This is a genomic window from Micromonospora sp. DSM 43699 (assembly GCF_055517075.1).
Genome location: NZ_JBTMMT010000016.1, coordinates 51540 through 74741 on the forward strand (window position 1 = coordinate 51540; position 23202 = coordinate 74741).

General features: G+C 69.9%; 15 protein-coding genes. 9 read left to right on the forward strand and 6 right to left on the reverse strand.

The features are described from left to right. Positions 1–316 precede the first annotated feature (316 nt). Entirely contained in the window at positions 317–1795 is a 1479-nt protein-coding gene (locus tag AC0AIB_RS11175; RefSeq protein WP_465096549.1) for a LacI family DNA-binding transcriptional regulator, read from the reverse strand. Between the two features lie 357 nt (positions 1796–2152). Between AC0AIB_RS11175 and AC0AIB_RS11180 the strand changes: the two genes are divergently transcribed. Then, on the forward strand, positions 2153–3718 hold the full coding sequence (locus tag AC0AIB_RS11180; RefSeq protein WP_328348825.1) for a glycoside hydrolase family 27 protein: 1566 nt from the start codon (positions 2153–2155) through the stop codon (positions 3716–3718). Here AC0AIB_RS11180 and AC0AIB_RS11185 read toward each other — a convergent pair. Next, the gene (locus AC0AIB_RS11185; RefSeq protein WP_328347931.1) at positions 3715–4701 is read right to left on the reverse strand and encodes a family 43 glycosylhydrolase; all 987 of its coding nucleotides are present in this window, start codon (positions 4699–4701) and stop codon (positions 3715–3717) included. The two genes, AC0AIB_RS11180 and AC0AIB_RS11185, sit on opposite strands and share 4 nt — an antisense overlap. 90 nt (positions 4702–4791) lie before the next feature. After that, positions 4792–5823: a LacI family DNA-binding transcriptional regulator gene (locus AC0AIB_RS11190; RefSeq protein ID WP_465096550.1), complete on the reverse strand. Its 1032-nt coding sequence runs from the start codon at positions 5821–5823 to the stop codon at positions 4792–4794. Positions 5824–6281: 458 nt separating this feature from the next. Between AC0AIB_RS11190 and AC0AIB_RS11195 the strand changes: the two genes are divergently transcribed. The 8 genes from AC0AIB_RS11195 to AC0AIB_RS11230 all read left to right on the forward strand — a co-directional run bounded on the left by AC0AIB_RS11195 (position 6282) and on the right by AC0AIB_RS11230 (position 17378). Beyond that, positions 6282–7628: an ABC transporter substrate-binding protein gene (locus AC0AIB_RS11195; RefSeq protein WP_328347927.1), complete on the forward strand. Its 1347-nt coding sequence runs from the start codon at positions 6282–6284 to the stop codon at positions 7626–7628. Next, a complete protein-coding gene (locus AC0AIB_RS11200; RefSeq protein WP_328347925.1) occupies positions 7625–8596 on the forward strand; it encodes a carbohydrate ABC transporter permease in 972 nt (323 codons plus the stop codon). The genes AC0AIB_RS11195 and AC0AIB_RS11200 overlap by 4 nt, the downstream gene beginning before the upstream one ends. Beyond that, the gene (locus AC0AIB_RS11205) at positions 8593–9417 is read left to right on the forward strand and encodes a carbohydrate ABC transporter permease (protein WP_328347923.1); all 825 of its coding nucleotides are present in this window, start codon (positions 8593–8595) and stop codon (positions 9415–9417) included. The genes AC0AIB_RS11200 and AC0AIB_RS11205 overlap by 4 nt, the downstream gene beginning before the upstream one ends. Before the next feature lie 2 nt (positions 9418–9419). Then, entirely contained in the window at positions 9420–10574 is a 1155-nt protein-coding gene (locus tag AC0AIB_RS11210; protein WP_465096551.1) for a serine hydrolase domain-containing protein, read from the forward strand. A 330-nt stretch (positions 10575–10904) separates the two neighbouring features. Beyond that, a complete protein-coding gene (gene chvE, locus AC0AIB_RS11215; RefSeq protein ID WP_465096552.1) occupies positions 10905–12047 on the forward strand; it encodes a multiple monosaccharide ABC transporter substrate-binding protein in 1143 nt (380 codons plus the stop codon). Positions 12048–12138: 91 nt separating this feature from the next. Next, complete coding sequence (gene mmsA / locus AC0AIB_RS11220; RefSeq protein WP_328347918.1) at positions 12139–13677, forward strand: multiple monosaccharide ABC transporter ATP-binding protein; 1539 nt, start codon at positions 12139–12141, stop codon at positions 13675–13677. Beyond that, the gene (gene mmsB / locus AC0AIB_RS11225) at positions 13674–14924 is read left to right on the forward strand and encodes a multiple monosaccharide ABC transporter permease (protein ID WP_328347916.1); all 1251 of its coding nucleotides are present in this window, start codon (positions 13674–13676) and stop codon (positions 14922–14924) included. Before mmsA ends, mmsB begins: the two co-directional genes overlap by 4 nt. A 333-nt stretch (positions 14925–15257) precedes the next feature. Beyond that, positions 15258–17378, forward strand: coding sequence for a family 43 glycosylhydrolase (locus AC0AIB_RS11230; RefSeq protein WP_328347914.1), 2121 nt, complete (start codon positions 15258–15260; stop codon positions 17376–17378). Positions 17379–17505: 127 nt separating this feature from the next. On the opposite strand, the gene AC0AIB_RS11235 is transcribed toward AC0AIB_RS11230, so the two are convergent. From AC0AIB_RS11235 to AC0AIB_RS11245, 3 genes are all read right to left on the reverse strand, one after another. Then, a complete protein-coding gene (locus tag AC0AIB_RS11235) occupies positions 17506–19842 on the reverse strand; it encodes a beta-L-arabinofuranosidase domain-containing protein (RefSeq protein ID WP_465096553.1) in 2337 nt (778 codons plus the stop codon). A 156-nt stretch (positions 19843–19998) separates the two neighbouring features. Continuing rightward, positions 19999–21816, reverse strand: a complete 1818-nt coding sequence (locus AC0AIB_RS11240) for a family 43 glycosylhydrolase (RefSeq protein WP_465096554.1) — start codon at positions 21814–21816, stop codon at positions 19999–20001. A 618-nt stretch (positions 21817–22434) separates the two neighbouring features. Next, a complete protein-coding gene (locus tag AC0AIB_RS11245) occupies positions 22435–23199 on the reverse strand; it encodes a FadR/GntR family transcriptional regulator (protein WP_328347910.1) in 765 nt (254 codons plus the stop codon). Positions 23200–23202: the final 3 nt, after the last annotated feature.

Below are 23202 nucleotides of genomic sequence, written 5' to 3' on the forward strand. Positions count from 1 at the left end.
GCGCCCGTGCCGGGGGCGGCCCCGCCGACCCGGACGGTGAACCATGACATCGACCGGCGCGTCGAGATGGGCGTCGGGCGGTGCGCCACCGGTGGAAGCCGGAACCGCCTCGTGCGCTGGAGACCGCCGTGTGCTGGAGACCGCCGTGTGCGCTGGAGAGCGCCGTGTGCGCTGGAGGCCGCCTCATGACGACATGCCGTATCGATCGAATCGGATGCTACTCGAAATCGTTCGGTAACGACAAGGACAGGTTTCCAGGAGGTCCCCCCGGTAGCCCCGGCGCGGGCAGACCGGGGGTCAGCGCCCCCGCCGGGGGTCAGCGCTCCCGCACGACGGCGGTGCTGTCCCGCACCACAAGCGTGGTCGCCAGCTCCACCCGGGTCTGGGCGAGACTCTGGTGGGCGGCCAGGGCCAACACCATCCGGGTGGCGACGGCCCCCATCTCGGCCAGCGGCTGCCGCACCGAGGTCATCGGCGGTCCGCACAACGTGGTGTACGGGATGTCGTCGAAGCCCACCACGCTCAGGTCCTGGGGAATCCGGCGACCGGCCAACCGGGCCGCCTCGTAGACCCCCAGGGCCTGCAGGTCGTTGCCGCACAGGATCGCCGTCGGCGCGGGATCCTGCCGCAGGAGTTCCCCGCCCAGGCGCAGACCGTCCTCGAAGGAGAACCAGGGGCCGACGCGGAGCCAACGCGCGGGCAGCCCGACCCCGGCCGCCTCCAGGGCTGCCCGTGCGCCGTCCAGGCGGGCCCTGGCGCACAGCCGCTCGGTCGGGCCGGAGATCACCCCGATCCGTCGATGCCCGAGGTCGAGCAGGTGCCGGGCGGCCTCGAACCCGCCGCTCCAGTTGGTCGCCGTCACCGACGGGACGGCGTGCAGCGGCGGCTCGCCGGTGGGGTCGAGGACCACGAGCGGGATCGTGCTCGCCACCAGCAGGGCGTGCTGCTCGGAGGTGAAGCCGAGGTGCACCACGATCACCCCGGTCGGACGGCGGGCCAGCAGGTCGCGAGCCCAGAACCGCCCCTCGGAGACCTGCCGGCGGGCGTCGGTGAAGCCGACGGCGAACTGATGTGCCCCGGCGACCTGCTGCACCCCCTGCATGATCGTCACCGCCAGGTTGCTCTGCATCCCGTAGAAGACCACCTCGACGCTGGCGTTCGGCGTGCCCAGTTCCGGCCGGCGGTAGCCGTGTTCGCGCAGCAACGCCTCCACCCGGGAGCGGGTCTGCGCCGCGACCCCCGAGCGGCCGTTGAGGACCTTCGACACCGTGGGCGCCGACACGTCCGCCAGCGCGGCGATGGTGGTCAGGGTCGGCTCGCCCCGCCGTCGACCCCGCCGCTGCGTCCCCGTCGCCCCGCCGATCGCCGGGACCGGAGTGGACGTGGGGGGCACGACGGTCGTAGCCGGCACCGTGGTGGTCGGCACGGTGGTGGTGCGGGGCTCGACGGCTCCGGGTGGCTCGACGGCTCCCGGGCGGACGGCAGCTTCCGGGGGGACGGTGGCGTCGGGGGGGACGGTGGTCGCCGTGCCGTCGGTACCCGTCCCGTTGCCGACCGGTCCGCCGGTCACCGGGGCCGGTCGCTCGTGCTGTCGTCGTACCGTGTCGAGCAGCAGGATGCGGAGCGCTTCGGCGTCCCGGGCCGCGACCGGGCCGGCGGGCACCGTCCGAGTGAGATAGCGCCGACGTTTCGACACCGGGTCGATCCCGGCGTACACCCGCACCCGGAGCGAGCCGCTGGGCAGTTCCTCGATCTCGCCGCGTGCTCGCCGACCGGGCCTGGAGCCAGTGGGCATGGAGCCAGCGTATGCGATGTCAGGCAACCAGGATAGCTCCATGATGGCTCCATGTTGGAGTGACCGGATCACGGGCCCCGTCGGGTCTCTTCCCCCGCTCCGCGTGGCCGGCCATCTCGGGTGGGGTCAGCCATAAACATATGGGAGTAGTTGAATGCGTTGAAACGCTTCCGTAACATGAGGGCCATTGTTAGCGCTCACACCGATGGTGTGGGTCGACGGCCTTCCGGCGCCCCGCCCGACGCGGTGCCACTGATTGGAGACTTCGTGAAGCGATTCGTGCGAGCCCGGGGTTGGGGGCGGGCGGCGGTGGCCGGTCTGCTCCTGGCCGCCGCCCTGGTGGGCGTACGTGCCCCGATGGCGCAGGCGTTGGAGAACGGGGTGGCCCGGACGCCGCCGATGGGGTGGAACAGTTGGAACACCTTCGGCTGCAACATCAACGAGACGTTGATCCGGCAGACGGCCGACGCGCTGGTCAGCAGCGGGATGCGGGATCTGGGCTACCAGTACGTCGTGGTCGACGACTGCTGGTTCAACCCCAACCGGGACTCCGCCGGCAACATCCAGGGTGACCCGACCCGCTTCCCGTCGGGCATGAAGGCGCTCGGCGACTACATCCACGCCCGGGGGCTGAAGTTCGGCATCTACCAGGTGCCTGTCGACAAGACCTGCGCGCAGTACTTCAACAGCTACCCCGGCGCCACCGGCAGCCAGGGCCACGAGGTGCAGGACGCCCGCCAGTTCGCCGCCTGGGGCGTCGACTACCTCAAGTACGACTGGTGCTCGCCGAACGGATCCATCGACCAGCAGGTCGCCACGTTCGCCAAGATGCGTGACGCCCTGGCGGCCACCGGTAGGCCGATCGTCTACAGCATCAACCCCAACAGCATCCACGCCAAGACGGGCCCGCAGCGCAACTGGGGTGACGTGGCGAACATGTGGCGCACCACCGAGGACATCACCAACACCTGGAACAGCGGCCAGACCAACGGCTACCCGATGGGCATCCAGAACATCATCGACGTCAACGTGCCGCTGGCCCCGTACGCGAAGCCCGGCGCGTTCACCGACCCCGACATGATGGAGGTGGGCCGGGGTGGCATGACCGACACGGAGATGCGCAGCCACTTCGCGATGTGGGCGATCATGGCCTCGCCGCTGATCGCGGGCAACGACGTCCGGTCGATGAACTCCGCCACCCAGACCATCCTCAAGAACGCCAACCTGGTCGCCATCAACCAGGACGCACTGGCGTTGCAGGCCGGCCAGGTCTCGTTCGACGGCACCCGCCGGGTGCTGGCCAAGCGGCTGGCCAACGGGGACGTCGCGGTGGCCCTGTTCAACCAGGGCGGCGCGACGACGACGATCTCCACGACCGCCGCCGCCATCGGCAAGTCCGGGTCCTCCTTCACCCTGGTGGACGCCTGGACCAACGCCAGCACCACCAGCACCGGGACCATCTCCGCGAGTGTGCCGTCGCACGGCACTGTGGTGTACCGGGTCAGCGGCGGTGGCACCGCCCCGCCGACCACGCCGCCGCCGTCCACCGCGAGCGCGCTGGCCAGTGCCGCCTCCGGTCGCTGTCTGGACGTCCCGCAGAGCAACACCGCCAACGGCACCCAGCCGGTGATCTGGGACTGCAACGGGGCCGCCAACCAGCGCTGGACGGCCAACGGTCAGACCCTCCAGTCCCTCGGCAAGTGCCTGGACGCCCCGACCAACGCCACCGCCGGCACCAAGGTCCAGCTCTGGGACTGCAACGGTCAGACCAACCAGCAGTGGACGTTCAACACCAACGGCACGATCAGCGGCGTGCAGTCCGGCCTCTGCCTCGACGTGAACAACAACGGCACCGCCAACGGCACCACAGTGCTCCTCTGGTCGTGCACCGCAGCGGCCAACCAGCGCTGGAACCGGGTCTAGCCGGTAGGCCGTCGCCGCCCGCCCGGCACCGGACCCTGGTGGCGGGCGGGCGGCGCGTCGACGGGGGTGAGCCCGGTCGAGGTCCGGTAGCGTACCGGCAGCGGGTCGCTCAGCGCACCGACGAACTCCCCGTCGACGTGGTCGAGGAACCCGATGAGGGACCAGTCACCGGCCGGACCGGCTACCAGTCGGGGCGCGTACAGGTGCGGGTGCGGGAACGGTCGGGCCGAGGCGATGTCCCACGGGCCCCGCACGTCGTGCCCCTGTGCCACCCAGATCCGGTGGCCGTCGTGGCGGGTGCCGGCGGCGTCGGTGGAGAACAGCAGCAGGGGGTGGCCGTCGACGACGGCGACCTGGGGCACCTCCAGGTGGCCGAAGCCGGCCGGGATCGACAGCGGAGGCTGGACGGTCCAGTTCACCAGGTCGGGTGAGGTGGCGTGGCCGACGACACCACGGGATTCGGTCGGCCCGGTGTTGACCCGGGCGGTGACGAGCATGTGCCAGCCGGCGCCGTCCGGGTCGGGGAACACCCACGGGTCGCGCCAGGCCTGCTCGTACCAGAGCGTCCGGTCGAGCAGTTCGTACCAGGTGGGGTCGGCTTCGACGAGCGGCCCGGTGCCGTGCCGGTGCCAGGTGGTCAGGTCGTCGGAGACGGCCAGACCGATCCGTTGGACCAGCCCGTCCTCGGCGCGGCCGACCCCGGTGTAGAACAGGTACCACCGCCCGTCCGGGCCGCGCACCGTGCAACCCGTCCAGGTCGCGAGGTCGTCCCAGCTCGGTGCGTCGGCGGGGACGATCGCGTCGGCGACCAGCTCCCAGCTGCGCAGGTCGGTCGAGACGGCGTGGCCGATCGTGGCGCGGCGGTGCCGGCGGTGCGGGTCGTGCAGGGCGCGGGAGGCGCGCAGGAAGAACGCGTGCCACCGGCCGTCGTCGTCCCGGGCGTACCAGCTGTCCCACACCCAGTGGTCGGGTAGACGTAGCATGGCGGGAAGTTAGCACTAAATCGTTTTAGCGGCCAGGTCGGGGGGTGTCCGCACCGGGTCGGGCGGCCTGCGTGGTCGGGCTGGGGCGGCCTATCCGGCCGGGGCGGCCACGGACCTGCGTCGCCGCAGCGGCATCGGGACGAGGGACGCTTCGGCGTCGCCGCCGTCGAGGAGGATCTCGACCGCCCGCCGCCCCATCTGCTCGTGCGGCAGTGCGGTGGTGGACAGGCCGGGACGCAGCCAGGCGGCGATCGGGTCGTCGTCGAACGACACCACCGAGAGGTCGTCCGGGACGGTCAGCCCGGCCTCGGCCAGCGCCTGGTAGGCACCGAAGGCCAGCCGGTCGTTCATGCAGACGATCGCGGTGGGTCGGACCGGCTGGCCCAGCAGCGTGCGCATGGCGGCGTAGCCGTGTTCGGGCAGCCACTCGGCGCAGAAACACTCGGTCAGCAGGTCGACCCCGGCGTCGGCGAGCGCCTGGTGGATGCCCCGCAACCGGGCCCGCGCGGCGAGGGAGACCTCGGCGTCGTCCTCCTTGAGCCGGTTGCGGCCGATCAACGCGATCCGGTCCCGGTGGCCCTGGTCGAGCAGGGTGGTGGCCACGGTACGGCCGGCCCGCTCGTCGTCGGGGAGCACGCAGGGCAGGCTGTCCGGTCCTGTGCTTGTGGCGTTGAGCAGCACCACCGGGCCACCGAGGATGGCCGCCGGGACGGTCAGCCGGCGGGTCGCCATCGCCGCGTAGATCACCCCGTCGACCTGCCGGTCGAGCATGGCCTCGATGGCGTACTGCTCGAAGGTGGCGTCGCCCTGGGTCTCGGTGATGAGCAGCACGTGGTCGCGCTCCCGGGCCGCGTCGAGCGCACCCCGGATGAGGCCGCCGGCGAACCGGGTGGTGGCGACGATGTCGGAGACGAACGCGATGGTGGCCGTCTTGCGGGTACGCAGGCTGCGGGCCGCCAGGTTGGGTCGGTAGCCGAGCTCCTCGGCGGCGGCGAAGACGCGCTGGTGCGCCTCGGCCGAGAGCCGGGTGCCCTCCCGACCGTTGAGGACCATCGACGCGGCGGTCTTGGACAGCCCGGCCCGCCGCGCGACGTCGGCCAGGGTTGCTCTGTTGCGGCCCATCGGTCCTCCGAATCAGGGTGCCGCCACGGGCACCGCTCCCGCCCATCATGATGCGTCGGCCCGCGCGGCCCGGTGTCGGCCGCCGCCTGGCGTGGTGTCGGTGGCCATGTGCCCGCTGTCACCTGGCGTGGTGTCGGTGACAGCCCGGACCGGTAGCCCGGACCGGGTGTCGAGCGTGAACCAGACGTTTCCGGACCGTTGCAATTTTGTCCTTGACAGCTCAAGCTGCCGCGCGCATGCTCTGCTAAATCAGTTTAGCGGCTACTTCTGGCAGGTCGGGCGGCACCCTCGGTCGTCCTCCTGGCGCAGCCATGGGTGGCGGCATCGCGTGCTTCGGCGGCACGCCGGTCCCGACGTACTGTTGTGGCTGGTTACCCACCGTGACGGTCTGACGGGCCGGCAGGAACCGCGGTCGGGCACGCGCGGAAGAGTCAAGGAGTCCTCAGTTGGCTACATCATTGACAAAGTTCCCCCGCCGGACGGCGCTCCTGGCCCCCGTGCTGGCGCTGGGGCTGGCGGCGACGGCGTGTAGCGCACCCGGGGCGGACGAGTCGCCGCGCACCGGGTCCGACGCCGCCGTCAGCACCGACCTCGGCACCGACCCGATCACCCTGGAGATGTACGCCGAGACCGGCTTCCCGCTGGCCAAAGCGCTGGCCGACGAGTTCACCAAGCAGCACCCGAACGTCAAGTTCAACATCCGCGAGGACCAGTTCACGGTCATCGTGGAGAACGCGCCCCGGGTGATGGCCTCGGACAACTCGCCCGACATCATCCGGCTCCCCACCATGGTCGACCTGGTCAAGGACGACCTGCTCAAGAACCTCGACCCCTACTTCGACGCGTACGGCTGGGACAAGTTCCCCGCCTCCCAGCTGGTGCAGCTGCGGGTCGGCGACGGCGGCACCACCCGGGGCACCGGCTCGCTGTGGGGGATGGGCCTCGGCTACAGCGTGACCGGGGTGTTCTACAACAAGAAGCTGGCCGAGCAGGTCGGCATGACCCAGCCGCCGGCCACCATCGCCGAGTTCGAGCAGCTCCTGGCCAAGGCCAAGACCGCCGGGGTCCAGCCGATCATGCAGTTCAACAAGAACACCGCGGGCATCAACTTCCCGCACCAGGCGTTGCAGAACCAGTTCGGTGACCCGGCCCAGGTGGCCGACTGGATCTTCCAGAAGCCGGGCGCGACGTTCGACACCCCGGCCGCGCTCAAGGCCACCCAGACCATCCAGAAGTGGGCCCAGGCCGGCTACTTCCCGAAGGACGCCAACGCGCTGGACTACGCCAGCATGGTGGGCGAGTTCCAGAAGAACAACGGGCTGTTCATGTTCAACGGCGACTGGGAGTCGGCCAACCTCGACAAGTCGATGCCCGGCAATGTGGGCTTCTTCCTGTTCCCGACCGAGTCGGCAGGTGGCAAGCACGTGGCGATGTCCGCCCCGAACACCTTCGGCATCGGCGCCAAGGCCAAGAACCCCGACGCCGCCGCGTTCTTCCTGAACTGGGCGCACACCAACGCCACCGCCCGGGAGATCACCGTCAAGCTCGGCGGGTCCAGCCCCGGTGGCCCGAGTGACCTGGCCGTGCCGACCGCCGCGCCGAACACCGTGCTGGCCGAGACGCTCAAGGCGTCGCAGCAGCTCGGCGAGGAGAACGGCGCGGTGGACTTCACCGCGAACGCCACAGGTGGCATCTTCGCCGCCGCGATCACGCCGGAGATGCAGAAGCTGATCGCCGGTCAGCAGACGCCCGAGGGGTACGTGAAGGCGGTCCAGGCCGAGTACGCGAAGGAACTGTCCCGATGACGTCTGCCCTCGGCAGCGCACCGGCCGGGCGGGATGGCGCGCGACCGTCGCCGGATCGTCCCACCCACCCGTCCGCCGCGCGGGCCCACCGACTCCGGTGGGCCCGCGCGGGCGGGACGGGCTGGCTCTTCGTCCTGCCCGCCGTGGTGATGTACGCGATCTTCGTCCTGCGTCCGCTCGTGCTGACCATCCAGTACTCGTTCTACGACTGGAACGGCATCGGGGTGGCCCGCTGGGCGGGACTTGACAACTACCTCACCGTCTTCACCGACAGTGACCTGCTGAAGATCATCGGTAACGCGCTCGTCCTGATCGTCTTCTTCAGCTTCGTCCCGGTCGCGCTCGGCCTGCTGGTGGCCAGCCTGGTCCGCCGGATCACCACCGGCGCGTTCGGCACAGTCGTCCGGACGGTGCTGTTCCTGCCCCAGGTCATCCCCCTGGTGGCGGCGGGCATCGCGTGGAGCTGGCTGCTGTCGACCAACGGTCTGATCAACCAGGTGCTCCGCGCGGTCGGTCTGGGCGGGGTGGCCCGCGCGTGGCTCGGTGACTTCGACACCGCGCTGCCCGCCGTCGGCGTCATCGGCGCCTGGGTCCTGCTCGGCCTCTGCACGATCCTGCTGGTCACCGGGATGAGCAAGATCGACCCGGCGCTGTACGAGGCGGCCCGCCTCGACGGCGCCGGCCCGGTCCGGGAGTTCTTCGCCGTCACCCTGCCCAGCCTCCGCCAGGAGATCGGCGTCTGCCTGACGGTGACCATCATCGCCGCCCTGGCCAGCTTCGACATCGTCTACATCTCGACAAGCGGCGGCCCCGGCCTGCAGACCACCGTGCCGGGCCTGGAGATCTACCGGCTGGCCTTCTCGCAGCGGCAGGTCGGGCTCGCCTCGGCGCTGGCCGTCGTGCTGATGCTGCTGGTGCTGGTCTGCGTGCTGCCGATCCAGCGACTGACCCGAGGGGACAAGTCATGAACCTCAGCCGGCGTGAGAACCTGACCGGCCGGGTCTTCCTGATCGTCCTGATCCTGGTCACCCTGCTGCCGTTCGTCAGCATGCTCTCCGCGGCGCTGCAACCGCGCGGCACCGTGCCCAGCGGCCTGGCCTGGCCGTCGGACCCGCAGTGGGGCAACTTCGCCGACGCCTTCACGGTGGCGAACATGGGCGCGCTGCTGCGTTCCAGCCTGCTCATCGTGGCCGGCGTGGTGCCGGTCTCGGTGCTGATCGCCACCATGGCCGGGTTCGGGCTGGGCCAGCTGCGGGTCCCGGGTGGCCGGATCGTGTTCGGTCTGCTGCTGCTCGGGCTGACCCTGCCGTTCGAGGCGGTGGTCACCCCGCTCTACTACCAGATGCAGGATCTCGGTCTGCTCAACACCAGGTGGGCGATCATCCTGCCGCTGATCGGCCTCTACATGCCGTTCGCGGTGTTCTGGATGCGGGCGCACTTCAGCAACGTGCCGGTGGAGCTGTCCGAGGCGGCCCGGGTGGACGGCAGCACCACCTGGCAGCTCTTCTGGCGGGTCCAGGTGCCGCTCGCCCGACCGGCCATCGCGTCGCTGACCATCCTGATGTTCCTCTGGACGTGGAACCAGTTCCTGCTGGCCATCGTCCTGGTCGACGACCCGGCCAAGCGCACGATGGCGGGCGCGCTCGGCGCGTTCCAGGGTCAGTGGGGCACCGACCTGGTGCTGCTGTGCGCCGGATCGCTGCTGATCCTCACCCCGACCCTGATCGTCTTCCTGATTTTCCAGCGTCAGTTCATCAAGGCCCTGATCCAGGGCTCACTGAAGGGATAGCAGTGGCCACGCAGCCGCAGATCCACGGCGACGCCGACGAACGCTTCGGGCGGGTGGCCGACGTCTTCCGCGACAACTTCACCACCCGGGGGGAGGTCGGCGCAGCGGTCACCGTCTACCTGCGGGGGCGTCGGGTCGTCGACCTGCACGGCGGGACGGCCGACCCCCGCACCGGCAGGCCCTGGACGGCGCACACCCCGGTCACCGTCTTCTCCTGCACCAAGGGCATCCTGGCGATCTGCGCCTACCTGCTGGTGCAGCAGGGCCGGCTCGACCTGGACGCGCCGGTCACCCGTTACTGGCCCGAGTTCGGCCAGCACGGCAAGGAAGACATCCCGGTGCGTTGGCTGCTCACCCACCAGTCCGGCCTGCCCGCGCTCGACCGCCCGCTGACCCTCGACGAGGTGCTCGCCTGGGATCCGGTGATCAAGGCGATCGAGGCGCAGGCCCCGCTCTGGCGCCCGGGTACGGCGCACAGCTACCACGCGATGACGTACGGCTGGCTGATCGGTGAGGTGATCCACCGGATCACCGGCCAGTTGCCCGGCACGTTCTTCCAGGAGGCCCTGGCGACGCCGCTGGGTCTGCGGACCTGGCTCGGCCTGCCGGCCGTCGAACGCGACTCGGTCGCCTGGAACATCGCCCCGCCGCCCGACCCGGAGCCGTTCGTCGACCCGGTGGCCGACCGGGGGATCACCATGGGAGGCGCGTTCGCGTTCCCCGCCGACGACGCCGGCCTGGTCAGCTTCAACGATCCGGCCATCCGGGCCGCCGGCATCCCGGGCGCGGGCGCGGTGAGCACGGCCGACGGCCTGGCCCGCCTCTACGCGGCCTGCGTGTCGCCGGTGGCGGGGCCGCCCGTGCTCGACACCGCGTCGGTGGACGACGCGACTGTGGTGCGGTCCCGGGGGCAGCAACGGCACGGCCCGCCGGACACCGGCCAGCGCTGGGGCAGCGGCTTCCTGCTGCACTCCCCACCGGCCCGGCCGCTGCTCGGCGAGCGCAGCTTCGGACACGACGGCGCGGGCGGCAACCTCGCCTTCGGCGACGACGCCCACCAGGTCGGCTTCGGTTACGTGGTGAACCAGATGCGGGGCATGGGCGACGAGCGCGCCAACCTGCTGACCGCCGCCCTACGCTCCTGCCTGGACGACTGACCGGCCGGGTCCGACGCGTCGCGCCCCGGGTGTCCGATCATCGGATGCCCGGGGCGTACGACGTACCGGCCGCGGGGGCACGCCAGTCGCCCGGCCTGCGCCCCGGGGGAGGTGGGCGGGTCGGAAGCGACGTGGCCGCCATGGAAACCGCCCCGCGTCGGCCCGCTCGGCGCGGAGCCGGTGGGCGGACAAGTCGGAGACGCCCGTTACGAGACCGTGACGTCCGGATTTCCGAGGGGGTGTTGACGGGGGCGATGTGAGCGCTAACACTACCCCGAAAGGTGACAGGTGGTCCCCGCAGTCGGCGGGAGTTCCGGAGAGGAGAAACCTGTGCGCAGGAAATTCCTGGTCGCGCTCGGCGGCGCGGCATTGGTGTTCAGCCTGGCCGCGTGCAGTGGCGGGGGAGCGGGCAGCAGCGGTGACACCAGCGACAAGAAGCCCGCCGACCTGACCATCGGCGTCTCCATGCCGACGCAGACCTCGGAGCGATGGATCGCCGACGGCAAGGCGGTGAAGGAGAAGCTGGAGGCCAAGGGCTACAAGGTCGACCTCCAGTACGCCGGTGACGACATCCCCACCCAGTCCCAGCAGGTCGACCAGATGATCACGCAGGGCGCGGACGTCCTCATCATCGCGGCCATCGACGGCACCGCGCTCAGCGGCCAGCTGGACGCCGCCGCCACCGCGAAGATCCCGGTCATCTCGTACGACCGGCTGCTCCTGGGCAACAAGAACGTCGACTTCTACGTCAGCTTCGACAACTACAAGGTCGGGGTGGCCCAGGCGACCGCCCTGCTGGTCGGGCTCGGCCTGCAGACCAAGGACGGCGCGAAGGGCACCGCGACCGGCCCGTTCAACGTCGAACTGTTCGCCGGCTCGCTCGACGACAACAACACCCAGTACTTCTTCGGCGGGGCGATGGACACCCTCAAGCCGTTCATCGAGAGCGGCACGCTGAAGGTGAAGTCCGGTCAGACCCGGATCGAGCAGGCGGCGATCCTGCGCTGGCAGCAGGAGACCGCGCAGCAGCGGATGGAGAACCTGCTCACCTCCACCTACAACGACGGCACGGTGGTCAACGGGGTGCTGTCGCCGTACGACGGGATCTCCCGGGGCATCATCACCGCCCTGCAGAACGCCGGCTACGGCAAGGGCGCGAAGAAGCTGCCCGTGGTGACCGGCCAGGACGCCGAGATCGCCTCGATCAAGCTGATCAACGACGGGGTGCAGAGCTCCACCGTCTTCAAGGACACCCGGCTCCTCGCCGAGCAGGCCGTCATCGCGGCCGAGGCGTTCCTCAAGGACAAGCAGCCCGAGGCCAACGACACCAAGACCTACAACAACAAGATCAAGGTCGTTCCGGCGTACCTGCTGCCGATCGAGACCGTCTTCAAGGACGACATCCAGAAGGTGGTGATCGACTCCGGTTACTGGTCGGCCGAAGAGGTCGCCGCCGGTCAGGCCAAGAAGTAAGGCCGATGCGTCGGGCGCGGCGGTGCACGACCGCCGCCGCGCCCGACGCATCGCAAGCCCGCCGCAGGCTTCGACGATCAGGACGCTGACCATGGACGACACCATCCTCGAGATGCGACGCATCACGAAGACCTTCCCCGGGGTGACCGCGCTGGCGGACGTCTCCCTCGCGGTGCGCCGGGGGGAGATCCACGCCATCTGCGGCGAGAACGGCGCCGGCAAGTCCACCCTGATGAAGGTGCTCTCCGGGGTGCACCCGACCGGCTCGTACGACGGCGAGATCGTGCTGGACGGCAAGCCGGTGCACTTCCGGGGCATCCGCGACAGCGAGTCCCACGGCGTCGTCATCATCCACCAGGAACTCGCCCTGGTGCCGCACCTCTCGATCGCCGAGAACATCTTCCTCGGCAACGAGCGGCGCGGGCCGGGCGGCCTGATCGACTGGAACCGGGCCAATGCCGAGGCCGCCGAGCTGCTGGCCTCGGTGGGCCTGCACGAGAACCCGGTAACCCCGGTCATCCAACTCGGCGTCGGCAAACAGCAGCTGGTCGAGATCGCCAAGGCGTTGTCCAAGAAGGTCCGGCTGCTCATCCTGGACGAGCCGACCGCCGCGCTCAACGACATCGACTCGGCGCACCTGCTCGACCTGCTGCGCCGGCTGCGGGACCAGGGCATCACCTGCATCCTGATCTCGCACAAGCTCAACGAGGTCACCGCGATCGCCGACTCGACCACTGTCATCCGGGACGGGCGCACCGTCGAGACGCTCTCCCTGGCCTCCGGGGAGGTCACCCAGGAGCGGATCATCCGGGGGATGGTCGGTCGCGACCTGGACAGCTTCTACCCCGACCGGGTCTCGTCGCCCGGGGAGGAGGTGCTGCGCATCGAGAACTGGAGCGTGCGGCACCCCACCCAGGACCGGCTCGTCGTCGACGGCGCAAGCCTTGACGTCCGCGCCGGTGAGGTGGTCGGCATCGCCGGGCTGATGGGCGCCGGGCGGACCGAGTTGGCGATGAGCGTCTTCGGCCGGTCGTACGGCCGGGACATCCGGGGCCGGCTGTTCGTCCGTGGCCGGGAGGTCCGGGCGCGCACCGTCGCGGAGGCCATCGAGCACGGCATCGCCTACGTCACCGAGGACCGCAAGCGGTTCGGCCTCAACCTCATCGACGACGTACGGCGCAACGTCTCCGCCGCCGCGCTGGGCCGGCTCGCCCGCCTCGGCTGGGTCAACGGCAACGAGGAGATCAAGGTCGCCGAGCAGAGCCGGCGCGAGATGAACATCAAGACGACGAGCGTGATGGCCGTGGTGGGCAAGCTCTCCGGCGGCAACCAGCAGAAGGTCGTGCTGTCGAAGTGGCTGTTCACCAACCCGGACGTGCTGATCCTCGACGAGCCGACCCGGGGGATCGACGTCGGCGCGAAGTTCGAGATCTACACGATCGTCAACCGGCTCGTCGCCGAGGGCAAGGCGGTGATCCTGATCTCCTCGGAGCTGCCGGAGCTGCTCGGCATGTGCGACCGCATCTACACCCTCGCCGCCGGCCGGATCACCGGCCAGGTGCCGGTGGCCGAGGCGACCCAGGAGAACCTCATGGATCTGATGACGAAGGACAAGGAGCGCGTGGGATGACCAGCGTCAAGACCTCATCGCCGCCGTCCCCGCCGCCGGCCGACAAGAGCCCGGGCGTCGCCCTGCACGCCGGCACCAGCGACCTGCGCGCGCTGATCATGAACAACCTGCGGCAGAGCGGCATCTACGTCGCACTCGTCGTCATCGTCGGGTTCTTCGCCGTGCTCACCGACGGGGTGTCGCTGAGCCCCGGCAACATCACCAACATCGTCCTCCAGTACTCCTACATCCTGGTGCTGGCGATCGGCATGGTGATCATCATCATCGGCGGGCACATCGACCTGTCGGTGGGCTCGGTGGTCGCCCTCACCGGGGCGGTCTCCGCCGTGCTGGTCATCCGGGAGGGCTTCCCGTGGTGGGTCGGCGTCCTGGCCGCGGTGGCGGTGGGCGTCGCGGTCGGCGCGTGGCACGGCTTCTGGGTGGCGTACGCCGGCATCCCGGCCTTCATCGTGACGCTCGCCGGCATGCTGCTGTTCCGCGGCCTGACCCTGCGGGTGCTCGACAACATCTCGCTCTCCCCGTTCCCCGCCGACTACCAGCAGGTCGCGGCCGGTTTCCTCAACGGGCTGCTCGGCGGGGACGGTTTCGACGCCTTCACCCTGCTGATCGGCGTCGTCGCGGTGGCCGGGTACGCGGTGAGCGGTTTCCGGACCCGGGTGGCCCGGATCCGCTACCAGCAGCCGGTGGAGTCGTTCCCGCTGTTCGTCGCCCGGGTGGTGCTGGTGGGCGCGGTCATCATGTACTTCGCCTGGCAGTTGGCGCACGCCCGGGGCCTGCCGATCGTGCTGATCATCCTGGCCGCGCTGGTGCTGGTCTACGGCCTGCTCACCCGGCGTACGGTCTTCGGCCGGCAGGTCTACGCGATCGGCGGTAACCTCTCGGCGGCGACCCTCTCCGGGGTCAAGGTGCGGACGGTCAACTTCTGGATGTTCGTCAACATGGGCTTCCTGGCGGCGGTGGCCGGGGTGATCTACTCCTCGCGCTCCAACGGCGCCCAGCCCGCCGCCGGCAACATGTTCGAGCTCGACGCGATCGCCGCCGCGTTCATCGGCGGCGCGGCGGTCACCGGTGGGGTCGGCACCGTGGTGGGAGCGGTGGTCGGTGGTCTGATCATGGCGGTGATGAGCAACGGCATGCAGCTGATGGGCGTCGACCAGTCGATCCAGTCCGTGGTGAAGGGCCTTGTGCTGCTCGTCGCGGTGGCCTTCGACGTCTACAACAAGCGCCGCGCCGGCTCCTCCCGCTGACGGCTGCGGCGCTCGACCGCACCCCGGTTCCCGGGCCAGGCACCCCGTGACGCGTCGGTTCACCGACGGCGTCGCGGGGTGCCGGCTTCTGTCCATAGACCGTGTCGTCGATGTTTCGGCTTGACGAGCATCATGTTATCGCTCACAGTCTATGGATAGTCGAAGCCGTTCCCGCAGTGGCTGGTCGGCATCCTCGACCGTCCGCTGCCCGCGTCGCGCGCCATCGCGGACGCGCCGCCGTGTGAACGTTGACATCGGCGGGCTTCGAACAATGCGACGACGGGCCCGGGCTGTTCCGGGCCACCGTCGATCGCCCGTTCGTGAAGGAGGGTCATGGTAGCCATGGGTGAGGTCCCGATCGTGGGACGGCGGCGACGCGGCTGGTGGTCGCGGGCCGTCGCCGCCCTGTTGACGCTGCTGGTCGGCGGTGGGCTCGTCGTGGTCGAGGCGACCGGGGCCGCCGCGGCGACGGTGGACACCAACGCCTGGTACGTGTTGGTGAACCGCAACAGCGGCAAGGCGTTGGACGTGTACAACCGGGCCACCAACGACGGCGCGCGGATCACCCAGTGGACGCGCGGTGACGGCACCAACCAGCAGTGGCAGTTCGTCGACTCCGGCGGGGGCTACTACCGGTTGAAGGCACGACACTCGGGCAAGGTCCTCGACGTCTCCAACCTCTCCACCGCCGACGGCGCGGCGATCGTGCAGTGGACCGACGGTAACGGCACCAACCAGCAGTTCCGGTTGGCCGACTCGGCCGACGGCTACGTCCGGTTGCTCAACCGCAACAGCGGCAAGGCGGTAGAGGTGCAGAACGCCTCCACCGCCGACGGCGGGAACATCGTCCAGTACGGCGACTGGGGCGGCACCAACCAGCAGTGGCAGCTCGTCCGCGTCGACGGCGGCACCACCCCCACGCCCACCGCCACCCCGACCGCCACCCCGACCACGCCGCCCGCGAGCGGCTCGTTCACCAACCCGGTCGTGTGGCAGGACTTCGCCGACGTCGACATCATCCGGGTCGGCGACGCGTTCTACATGTCCGCCTCGACCATGCACTACTCGCCGGGCGCCCCGATCCTGCGCTCGTACGACCTGGTGAACTGGGAGTTCGCCGGGCACTCGGTGCCCAAGCTGGACTTCGGCGCGAAGTACGACATGTCAGGCGGCCGGGCGTACGTCAACGGGATCTGGGCGTCGACGCTGAACTACCGCCCGAGCAACCGCACCTACTACTGGGCCGGCTGCATCGACTTCGCCAAGACCTACATCTACACCGCCGCCGCGGTCGACGGGGCCTGGAACCAGCACTCCACCATCAACAAGTGCTACTACGACGCCGGCATGCTGGTGGACGACAACGACACCATGTACGTCGCCTACGGCAACACCCAGATCAGCGTGGCGCAGCTGTCCGCGGACGGCAAGAGCGAGGTCCGCAGCCAGCAGGTGTTCTCCACCCCGTCGAGCGTGGGCACCCTGGAGGGGGCCCGGTTCTACAAGCGCAACGGCAGCTACTACATCTTCCTCACCCGGCCCGCCAACGGGCAGTACATCCTGAAGTCGTCGAGCCCGTTCGGCCCGTACGAGATGCGTCAGGTGCTGCTCAACATGCCCGGTCCGATCTCCGGTGGCGGCGTGCCGCACCAGGGCGGCCTGGTGCAGACCGCCGCCGGGCAGTGGTACTACATGTCCTTCGTCGACGCCTACCCCGGTGGGCGGGTGCCCGCGCTGGCCCCGATCACCTGGACCGCCGACGGCTGGCCGCAGATCCAGACGGTCAACGGCGGCTGGGGCGCGTCGTACCCGAACCCGCTGCCCACCCGGCCGGTCAAGCCGCTGACCGGCACCGACACCTTCAGCGGCAGCACCCTCGGCCCGCAGTGGGAGTGGAACCACAACCCGGACAACACCAAGTGGTCGGTCAGCAACGGCCTGCGGTTGCAGACCGCGACGGTGACCAACGACCTCTACGGCGCCCGGAACACGGTGACCCACCGGATCCAGGGGCCGACCTCCACCGCCACCGTCGAACTCGACTACTCGGCACTGCGCGACGGCGACCGGAGCGGGTTGGCGATGCTGCGCAACTCGTCGGCCTGGATCGGCGTCCGGCGCGACAACGGGGCCACCCGGGTGTCGATGACGAACAACCTCACCATGGACGGCAGTTGGCGGACCACGAACACCGGTACGGAGATCGCCTCCGCCCCGGTGAGCGGAGGCAGGATCTGGTTGCGGGCCACCGCCGACATCCGACCCGGGTCCGGCCGCCAGGCGCGGTTCTCCTACAGCACCGACGGCACCAACTTCACCTCGTTGGGCAACGCGCTCACCCTGGACAGCAACTGGCAGTTCTTCATGGGCTACCGGTTCGCCATCTTCAACTACGCCACCCAGGCTCTCGGTGGCACCAGCACGGTCCGCCAGTTCACGCTCAGCACGCCCTGACCCACCCGGGCTTCGGCCCACACGGAACGGGGCTGCCCCGATCGGGGCAGCCCCACTCCTGCGACCGCCGGTCCCACACCGTCTCGCCGCGGTGTCGGTCGGACCGGCGGCCGATCCGGGCCGGTTCCTACTGGTTGGCGACCAGCCGCCACCGGTTGTCGGCGCTGCCGTTGTCGGAGTCCTGCACGGCCTGCGCGCCCTGCGCGGTCGAGCCGTTGAGGATGCCGAGCAACTTGCCGCTGTTGACGTTGCGGATCTTGTAGGTGCCGTCGCCCTGGTTCAGCAGGACCCAGCGGTGGTCGGCGGTGCCGTTGTCCGCCCACTGCAGGACGCGGGCGTTGTCGGCGGTGGACATGTTCTCGACGCCGAGGACCTTGCCGCTGTTGACGTTGCGGAACCGGACCGCGTCGCCGTCGGTCACCACCACCCAGTTGTGGTCGGCGGTGCCGGTGTCGCCCCACTGGAGGGCGAGCCCGCCGTCAGCGGTGGACATGTTCTGGATGCCGAGGACCAGGCCGCTGCCGACGTTCACGAGTCGCGAGCTACCGCCGCCGGTGCTGCCACCGGTGGTGCTCCAGTAGACCGTGTAGTTGAAGCCGTGCGCGTCGTAGAACGGCCCGAGGTTGACCGTGGACCCGTTGGCGGTGGCGGTGAACGCCAGCGTGCTGGTGCTGGTCCGGGTGACCGACGAGACGTTGAGCGACGGCAGGGCGTTCAGCCCGGTGTTGCCGTAGTTACCGGCCAGCACCGCCGGGCCGTAGGTGAGGGCGCCGACGTTGGCGTTGTCGTTGGCCTGCTGCACGACGACCTTCATCGGCAGTCGGACGGTGATGGTGTCGCCGGCCGCCCAGGTGCGGGTGACCGTGGCGTAGCTGCCGGGGTTGGTGGAGACGCTCTGCGTCTCGCCGTTGACGGCGATCGTCGCGCCGGTGGCCCAGGCCGGAATCCGGACCCGGATGCTCCACGAGCCGCTCATCGTGCCGTCGAGGGTGAGCGTGCTGGTGTCGCTGGCCGGGTAGGTGGTGCTCTGGGTGACCGTGATCCCGCGCTGCGACCAGGTCAGCACCGACGGCACGAACAGGTTCACCGTCAGCGTGGTGTCGTTGTAGAAGTAGATCGAGTCCATCAGCTTGGTGTTCGCCTCGATGCCGGTGCCCTGACAGCACCAGAACGAGTTGTAGTCGGTGCTGAAGGTGCCGCCGCCCCAGGCCGGGCCGACCCCCCGGCGTCCACCCGGCTTGAGCGGGGTGAAGTAGGTGACGTGGCCGTGGCCGTCGGCCGGGTTCTGCGCGCCGACGACGTGGTTGAGCAGGGCGCGCTCGTAGTAGTCGAAGTACGCGACCCGGTTCGGGTCGAGCAGCCACAGCTCCCGGGTCAGCTTGAGCATGTTGTGGGTGTTGCAGTGCTCGCAGGTGTCGTTGCTCAGGTAGCCGGCGATCGCGTTCGGCGGCCGGAAGTGCTCGGCCTGGCTGTTGCCGCCGATGACGTAGGTGTGCGCGTTGACCGTCATGTTCCACGCGTTGCTGGCGATGTCGCGGTACCGGGTGGTGCCGGTCGCCTTGAACTCCCGCGCCGCGCCGATCCACTTGGGCACCTGGGTGTTGGCGTGCTTGCCGTTGAGCTGGTCGGAGTTGGCGGCGAGCGGGTTGAACACGCCTGCGTGGTCGAAGCGCTGGGCGACTGTGAGCCAGCGCCCGTCGCCGGTGTACTGGTAGATGTCGGTAAGCGCCTCGTTCATGCCACCGAACTCGGTCTCGAGCATCGACTGCATCTGGTTGTAGCTCAGCCGCGAGGTGCGGGTGTCTACCCAGCCGGCCAACGCCAGCAGCACCGAGCGGGCCTGGGTGTTGCCGATGTAGCGCCACACGTCGAGCAGCCCGATGAGGGTCTTGTGGATGCAGTAGTAGGGGACGTTGCCGTTGGACAGCGTCCGGGCCTCCAGCGCCGAGAAGTCGGACTCCGGGAAACCGGACAGGTAGCCGGCGGTGAACCCGGCGGCGCCGTTGTTGGCCTGGCACTTGGCCAGCTCGGCCACCATGTAGTTCGCCTTGTCCCGGCAGGTGGTGTCGCCCAGCACCGCGTAGGCCTGGGCCCAGGCGGTCAGGAAGTGCCCCTGCATGTGGGTGCGGAACGGGAACGTCGGCGCGTCCCAGCCACCGTTGGAGGCGGCGTTGTTGGTGCCGAGCCGGTGGTTGGCCCGGAAGTTGCGGAGCATCCGGTCGACATCGACGAACCGCAGGTAGCTCAGCGTCCGGTTCTGGTTGTCCAGCAGCCGGCCTGCGGTCAGCCGGACCTGACCCAGTTCGAACGGGTACGCGGCGACACCGAGGTCCGCCCGGGCTGGGGGGACCACCAGCGCTGCGGCGGCCGGCGTCGCGCCGAGGAGGGTGCCGCCAGTGGCGGAGACGAGCGCGGTGGCGCCCGCGGCCTGCAGGAGTTGACGTCGGTTGAGGGACGGGGACATGGTGACCTCCAGCGTTACCGGACCAGGGGCGGACGCCCGTCCGGGGACGTGTCGTGCGGGACTGGGTGGTGTGGTACTGGCGGTCCGCCCCCGGTGGGGCGGGAGCGGACCGCCAGGGTGGTGCTGCCGGTCGGGCCGGTCAGACCGGCGTGCAGGTCAGGCCGGCGTGCAGGTCAGGTTGGTCGGTGGTTGGTTGCTGCCGGTGGTCGAGCTGATGTAGCCCACGGTGGTGGACGCCCCCGCCGCGAGCTGTCCGTTGTAGCTGGCGTTGGTGACGGTCACCTGGTTGCCCTGCTGGCTCAGGGTGCCGTTCCAGGCCTGGGACACCGTCTGCCCACTGGGGAAGGTGAAGTTCACCCGCCAGCCGGTGACCGGGACGGACCCGTTGGTGATGGTCAACTTCCCCTCGAAGCCACCCTGCCAGGTGTTGACCACGGTGTTGGTGACCGCGCAGGAGCGGTCGCCGGGCGTCGTCGGAGCCGGCGTGGTCGGAGCCGGGGTCGTCGGGGTCGGGGTCGTCGGGGTGGGGGTGGGGGTAGCGGTGGGCGTCGGGGTGGGCGTCGCGGTCGGGGTGGGCGTCGGATTGGTGCCACTGTTGAACTGCCACCAGTTGACGTTGAACAGGGTGCCGCTGCCGCCGGTGAACCGCAGGTACATGTCGTGGGTACCTGTCGCGCCGGAGACCGGGCAGGAGACGGTCTGCCAGTTCTGCCAGCCGCCGGTGACCGGCACGGCGCAACTGGCCACCCGGGTACCGGTGGCGCTGTCCAGCCGGACCTCGATGGTGCCGCCGCTGCCGGCCGAGGCCACCCGGGCGTTGAACGACGTCGCGCCGGTGCCGAAGGCGACCCCCTTGACCTTGATGTAGTCGCCGTTCTCGATGAATCCGACGTTCATGCCACCCTCGCTGGACGCCTCCGTCTCGATGCCGGAGCCCCAGGCGATGGTCTCGGCCTCCTGCCGCACGTACGGATTCAGCGTGCCGATCTGCGGTGCGCCGGTGGAGGTCATGTTGATCGTCGGGATGGTGCCGTTGGTGTTGTAGGAGAACTTCTCCACCGCGACCGAACGGGTGTAGCCACCGCCGCCGGGCAGCGCGCCGTTGTGGTAGAAGAAGTACGAACCGCCGTTGAAGTCGATGACCCCTGGGTGGTTGGTGAAGCTGCCGCCCTGCCTGGGCATGACGGTGCCCCGGTAGGTCCACGGTCCGGTCGGGCCGGTGGCCGTGGAGTAGGCGATGAACTCACCGCAGCACTCGGCGGCGAAGACGTTGTAGTAGAGGCCGTTGCGCTTGTAGACCCACGGACCCTCCTCGTAGAGGGTGGGGCGGTTCGCGTTGCCGTTGCGGGTGCCGAACCCGGCGGTGGTGAGGGGGATCTTGGTGGCGCTGCCGGAGTACGAGATCATGTCCGTGTTCAGCTTGACGTACCACAGGTTCGGGTTGCCCCAGTAGAGGTACGCCTGCCCGTCTTCGTCGATCATGACGGTCGGGTCGATCTCGCCGTTGGCCACCAGTGGGCGGCCGATGGCGTCGCGGAACGGGCCGGTGGGGCTGTCGCCCACCGCCACCCCGATGGCCATCGAGTTGGTCGACTTCGCGGTCACCGGGACGTACCAGTAGAACTTGCCGTTGCGGGCGATGACCTGGCCTGCCCAGGCGTCCGACTTCGCCCAGCTGAAGGTGCCGACGTTGAGCGGTGAGCCGTGGTCGGTCCAGTTGACCATGTCGGCGGAGGACCAGACCCGCCACTCCTTCATGGTGAAGTACGTCGACCCGTCCTCGTCGTGCCCGGTGTAGAGGTACACCCGGCCGTCGTGCACCAGCGGAGCCGGGTCGGCGGTGTAGATGTGCTGGACGATCGGGTTGTCGGCCTTCGCGACGCTGGCCGGGAGCAGCGTCGAGACCAGGAGCAGGGCCGCGAGCCAGGCGAAGGAGCGCCGCAGTCGGGTCAGTGGTGGCAGTGCGGGTCTCACCAGTACCTCCCAGGTGGGCGATGCGTGTTCTCGAAGGTGGAGTCGGTGCCCCGGCGGCATACCGGACGGCCGACCCCTGGCCGTGGATGCTGATGGGCCCGGGTGCGTCCGAGCTGCCGTCGGGCGGGTACGCGGTGTGGAGTGGCGGTCCCGATCGCGCCCTGACCGGTCGGACGGCACTGTGGTCAGTGCGCGATCGGGTCGGCACCCCACGGTGGCGGTGGACGACGTTCGCCGGGGCTCCCGGGTCAGTCGAGTGGTCGACGACCCGGCGGCGTGCAGCATCCACGCAAGTGCCCGGAGGTGTCCTGCCGGCTGTTCCCGCGCCTGCTCCGCTCCGCCGACCGGTGCCGGTGCCGACGGGGAGCGGGGAAGCGTGCCCTTCGCTTCTGCGGCCGACGGTATCTTGTTATCGTTAACACTGGCAAGCCATTGACGTCCGTTGGTTCAGCTGCGCGCGATCGGTGCCGGACGATCGATGTTTCCCGGAGCCGGCCGGGGTCGGTCCGGGGTCGGTCCGGGGTTGGTCCGGGGTCGGTCCGGGGTCGGTCCGGGGTCGGCCGCCCTACAGCGGAGCCGTCCGGGGTCGGCCGCCCTGCACCGGGGCCGGCCGGGGCGTCAGCGCACCAGCCGTGCGGTGTCCGGGCCGCTGCGGCGGACCAGCCAGGCCTCGGTGATGTGGGTGACCATGGCCTCGGCGGCACCGTCCGGGTCGCGGGCCGCGATGCGTTCGTAGATGCGCCGGTGCCCCCGGTTGGACGCCACACACAGGGCGCGCTCGGAGCGGCCCATGTAGCGGGCGGTGTTCACCACCTGGCTCTCCAGGGACCGCACCACGCCCCGGGCGATCCGGTTGCCGGACGCCTGCATGATCACGTCGTGGAACGCCCGGTCGTGTTCGTGGTAGGCGACCTGGTCGCCGACCAGTTCGTCCATCCGGTCGACCAGCGCGCGCAGCCGGTCGACCGTCGCCTGGTCGGCCAGCCGGGCGGCGACGTTGGCCATGTCGGACTCCAGCACCCGACGGGTGGCCACCAGGTCGTCGAGGATGGTCAGGCCGTCGTCCTCGGCGATGGTCGCCGCGAGGACGAGTTCGTCGAGCATGTCCCACATCGACGGCGGGGTGACGATGGTGCCGCTGCCCTGTCGGACCTGCACCAGACCCTTCTCCTGAAGGATCTTGACGGCCTCCCGGACGACCGTGCGGCTGACCGAGAACGCCTCGCACAGCGCCGGTTCGGGGGGCAGCGGGGAGCCTGTGGGGTGGCTTCCGCGCACGATGCGTTCCACCAGCTCGGCGGTGACCGCCGTGGCGAGGTTGGCGGGTCGTCGTGCCCAGGTCGGGGGTGCCGCCGTGTTCAGGGTGCTCTCTCGTGCCGTCATGTC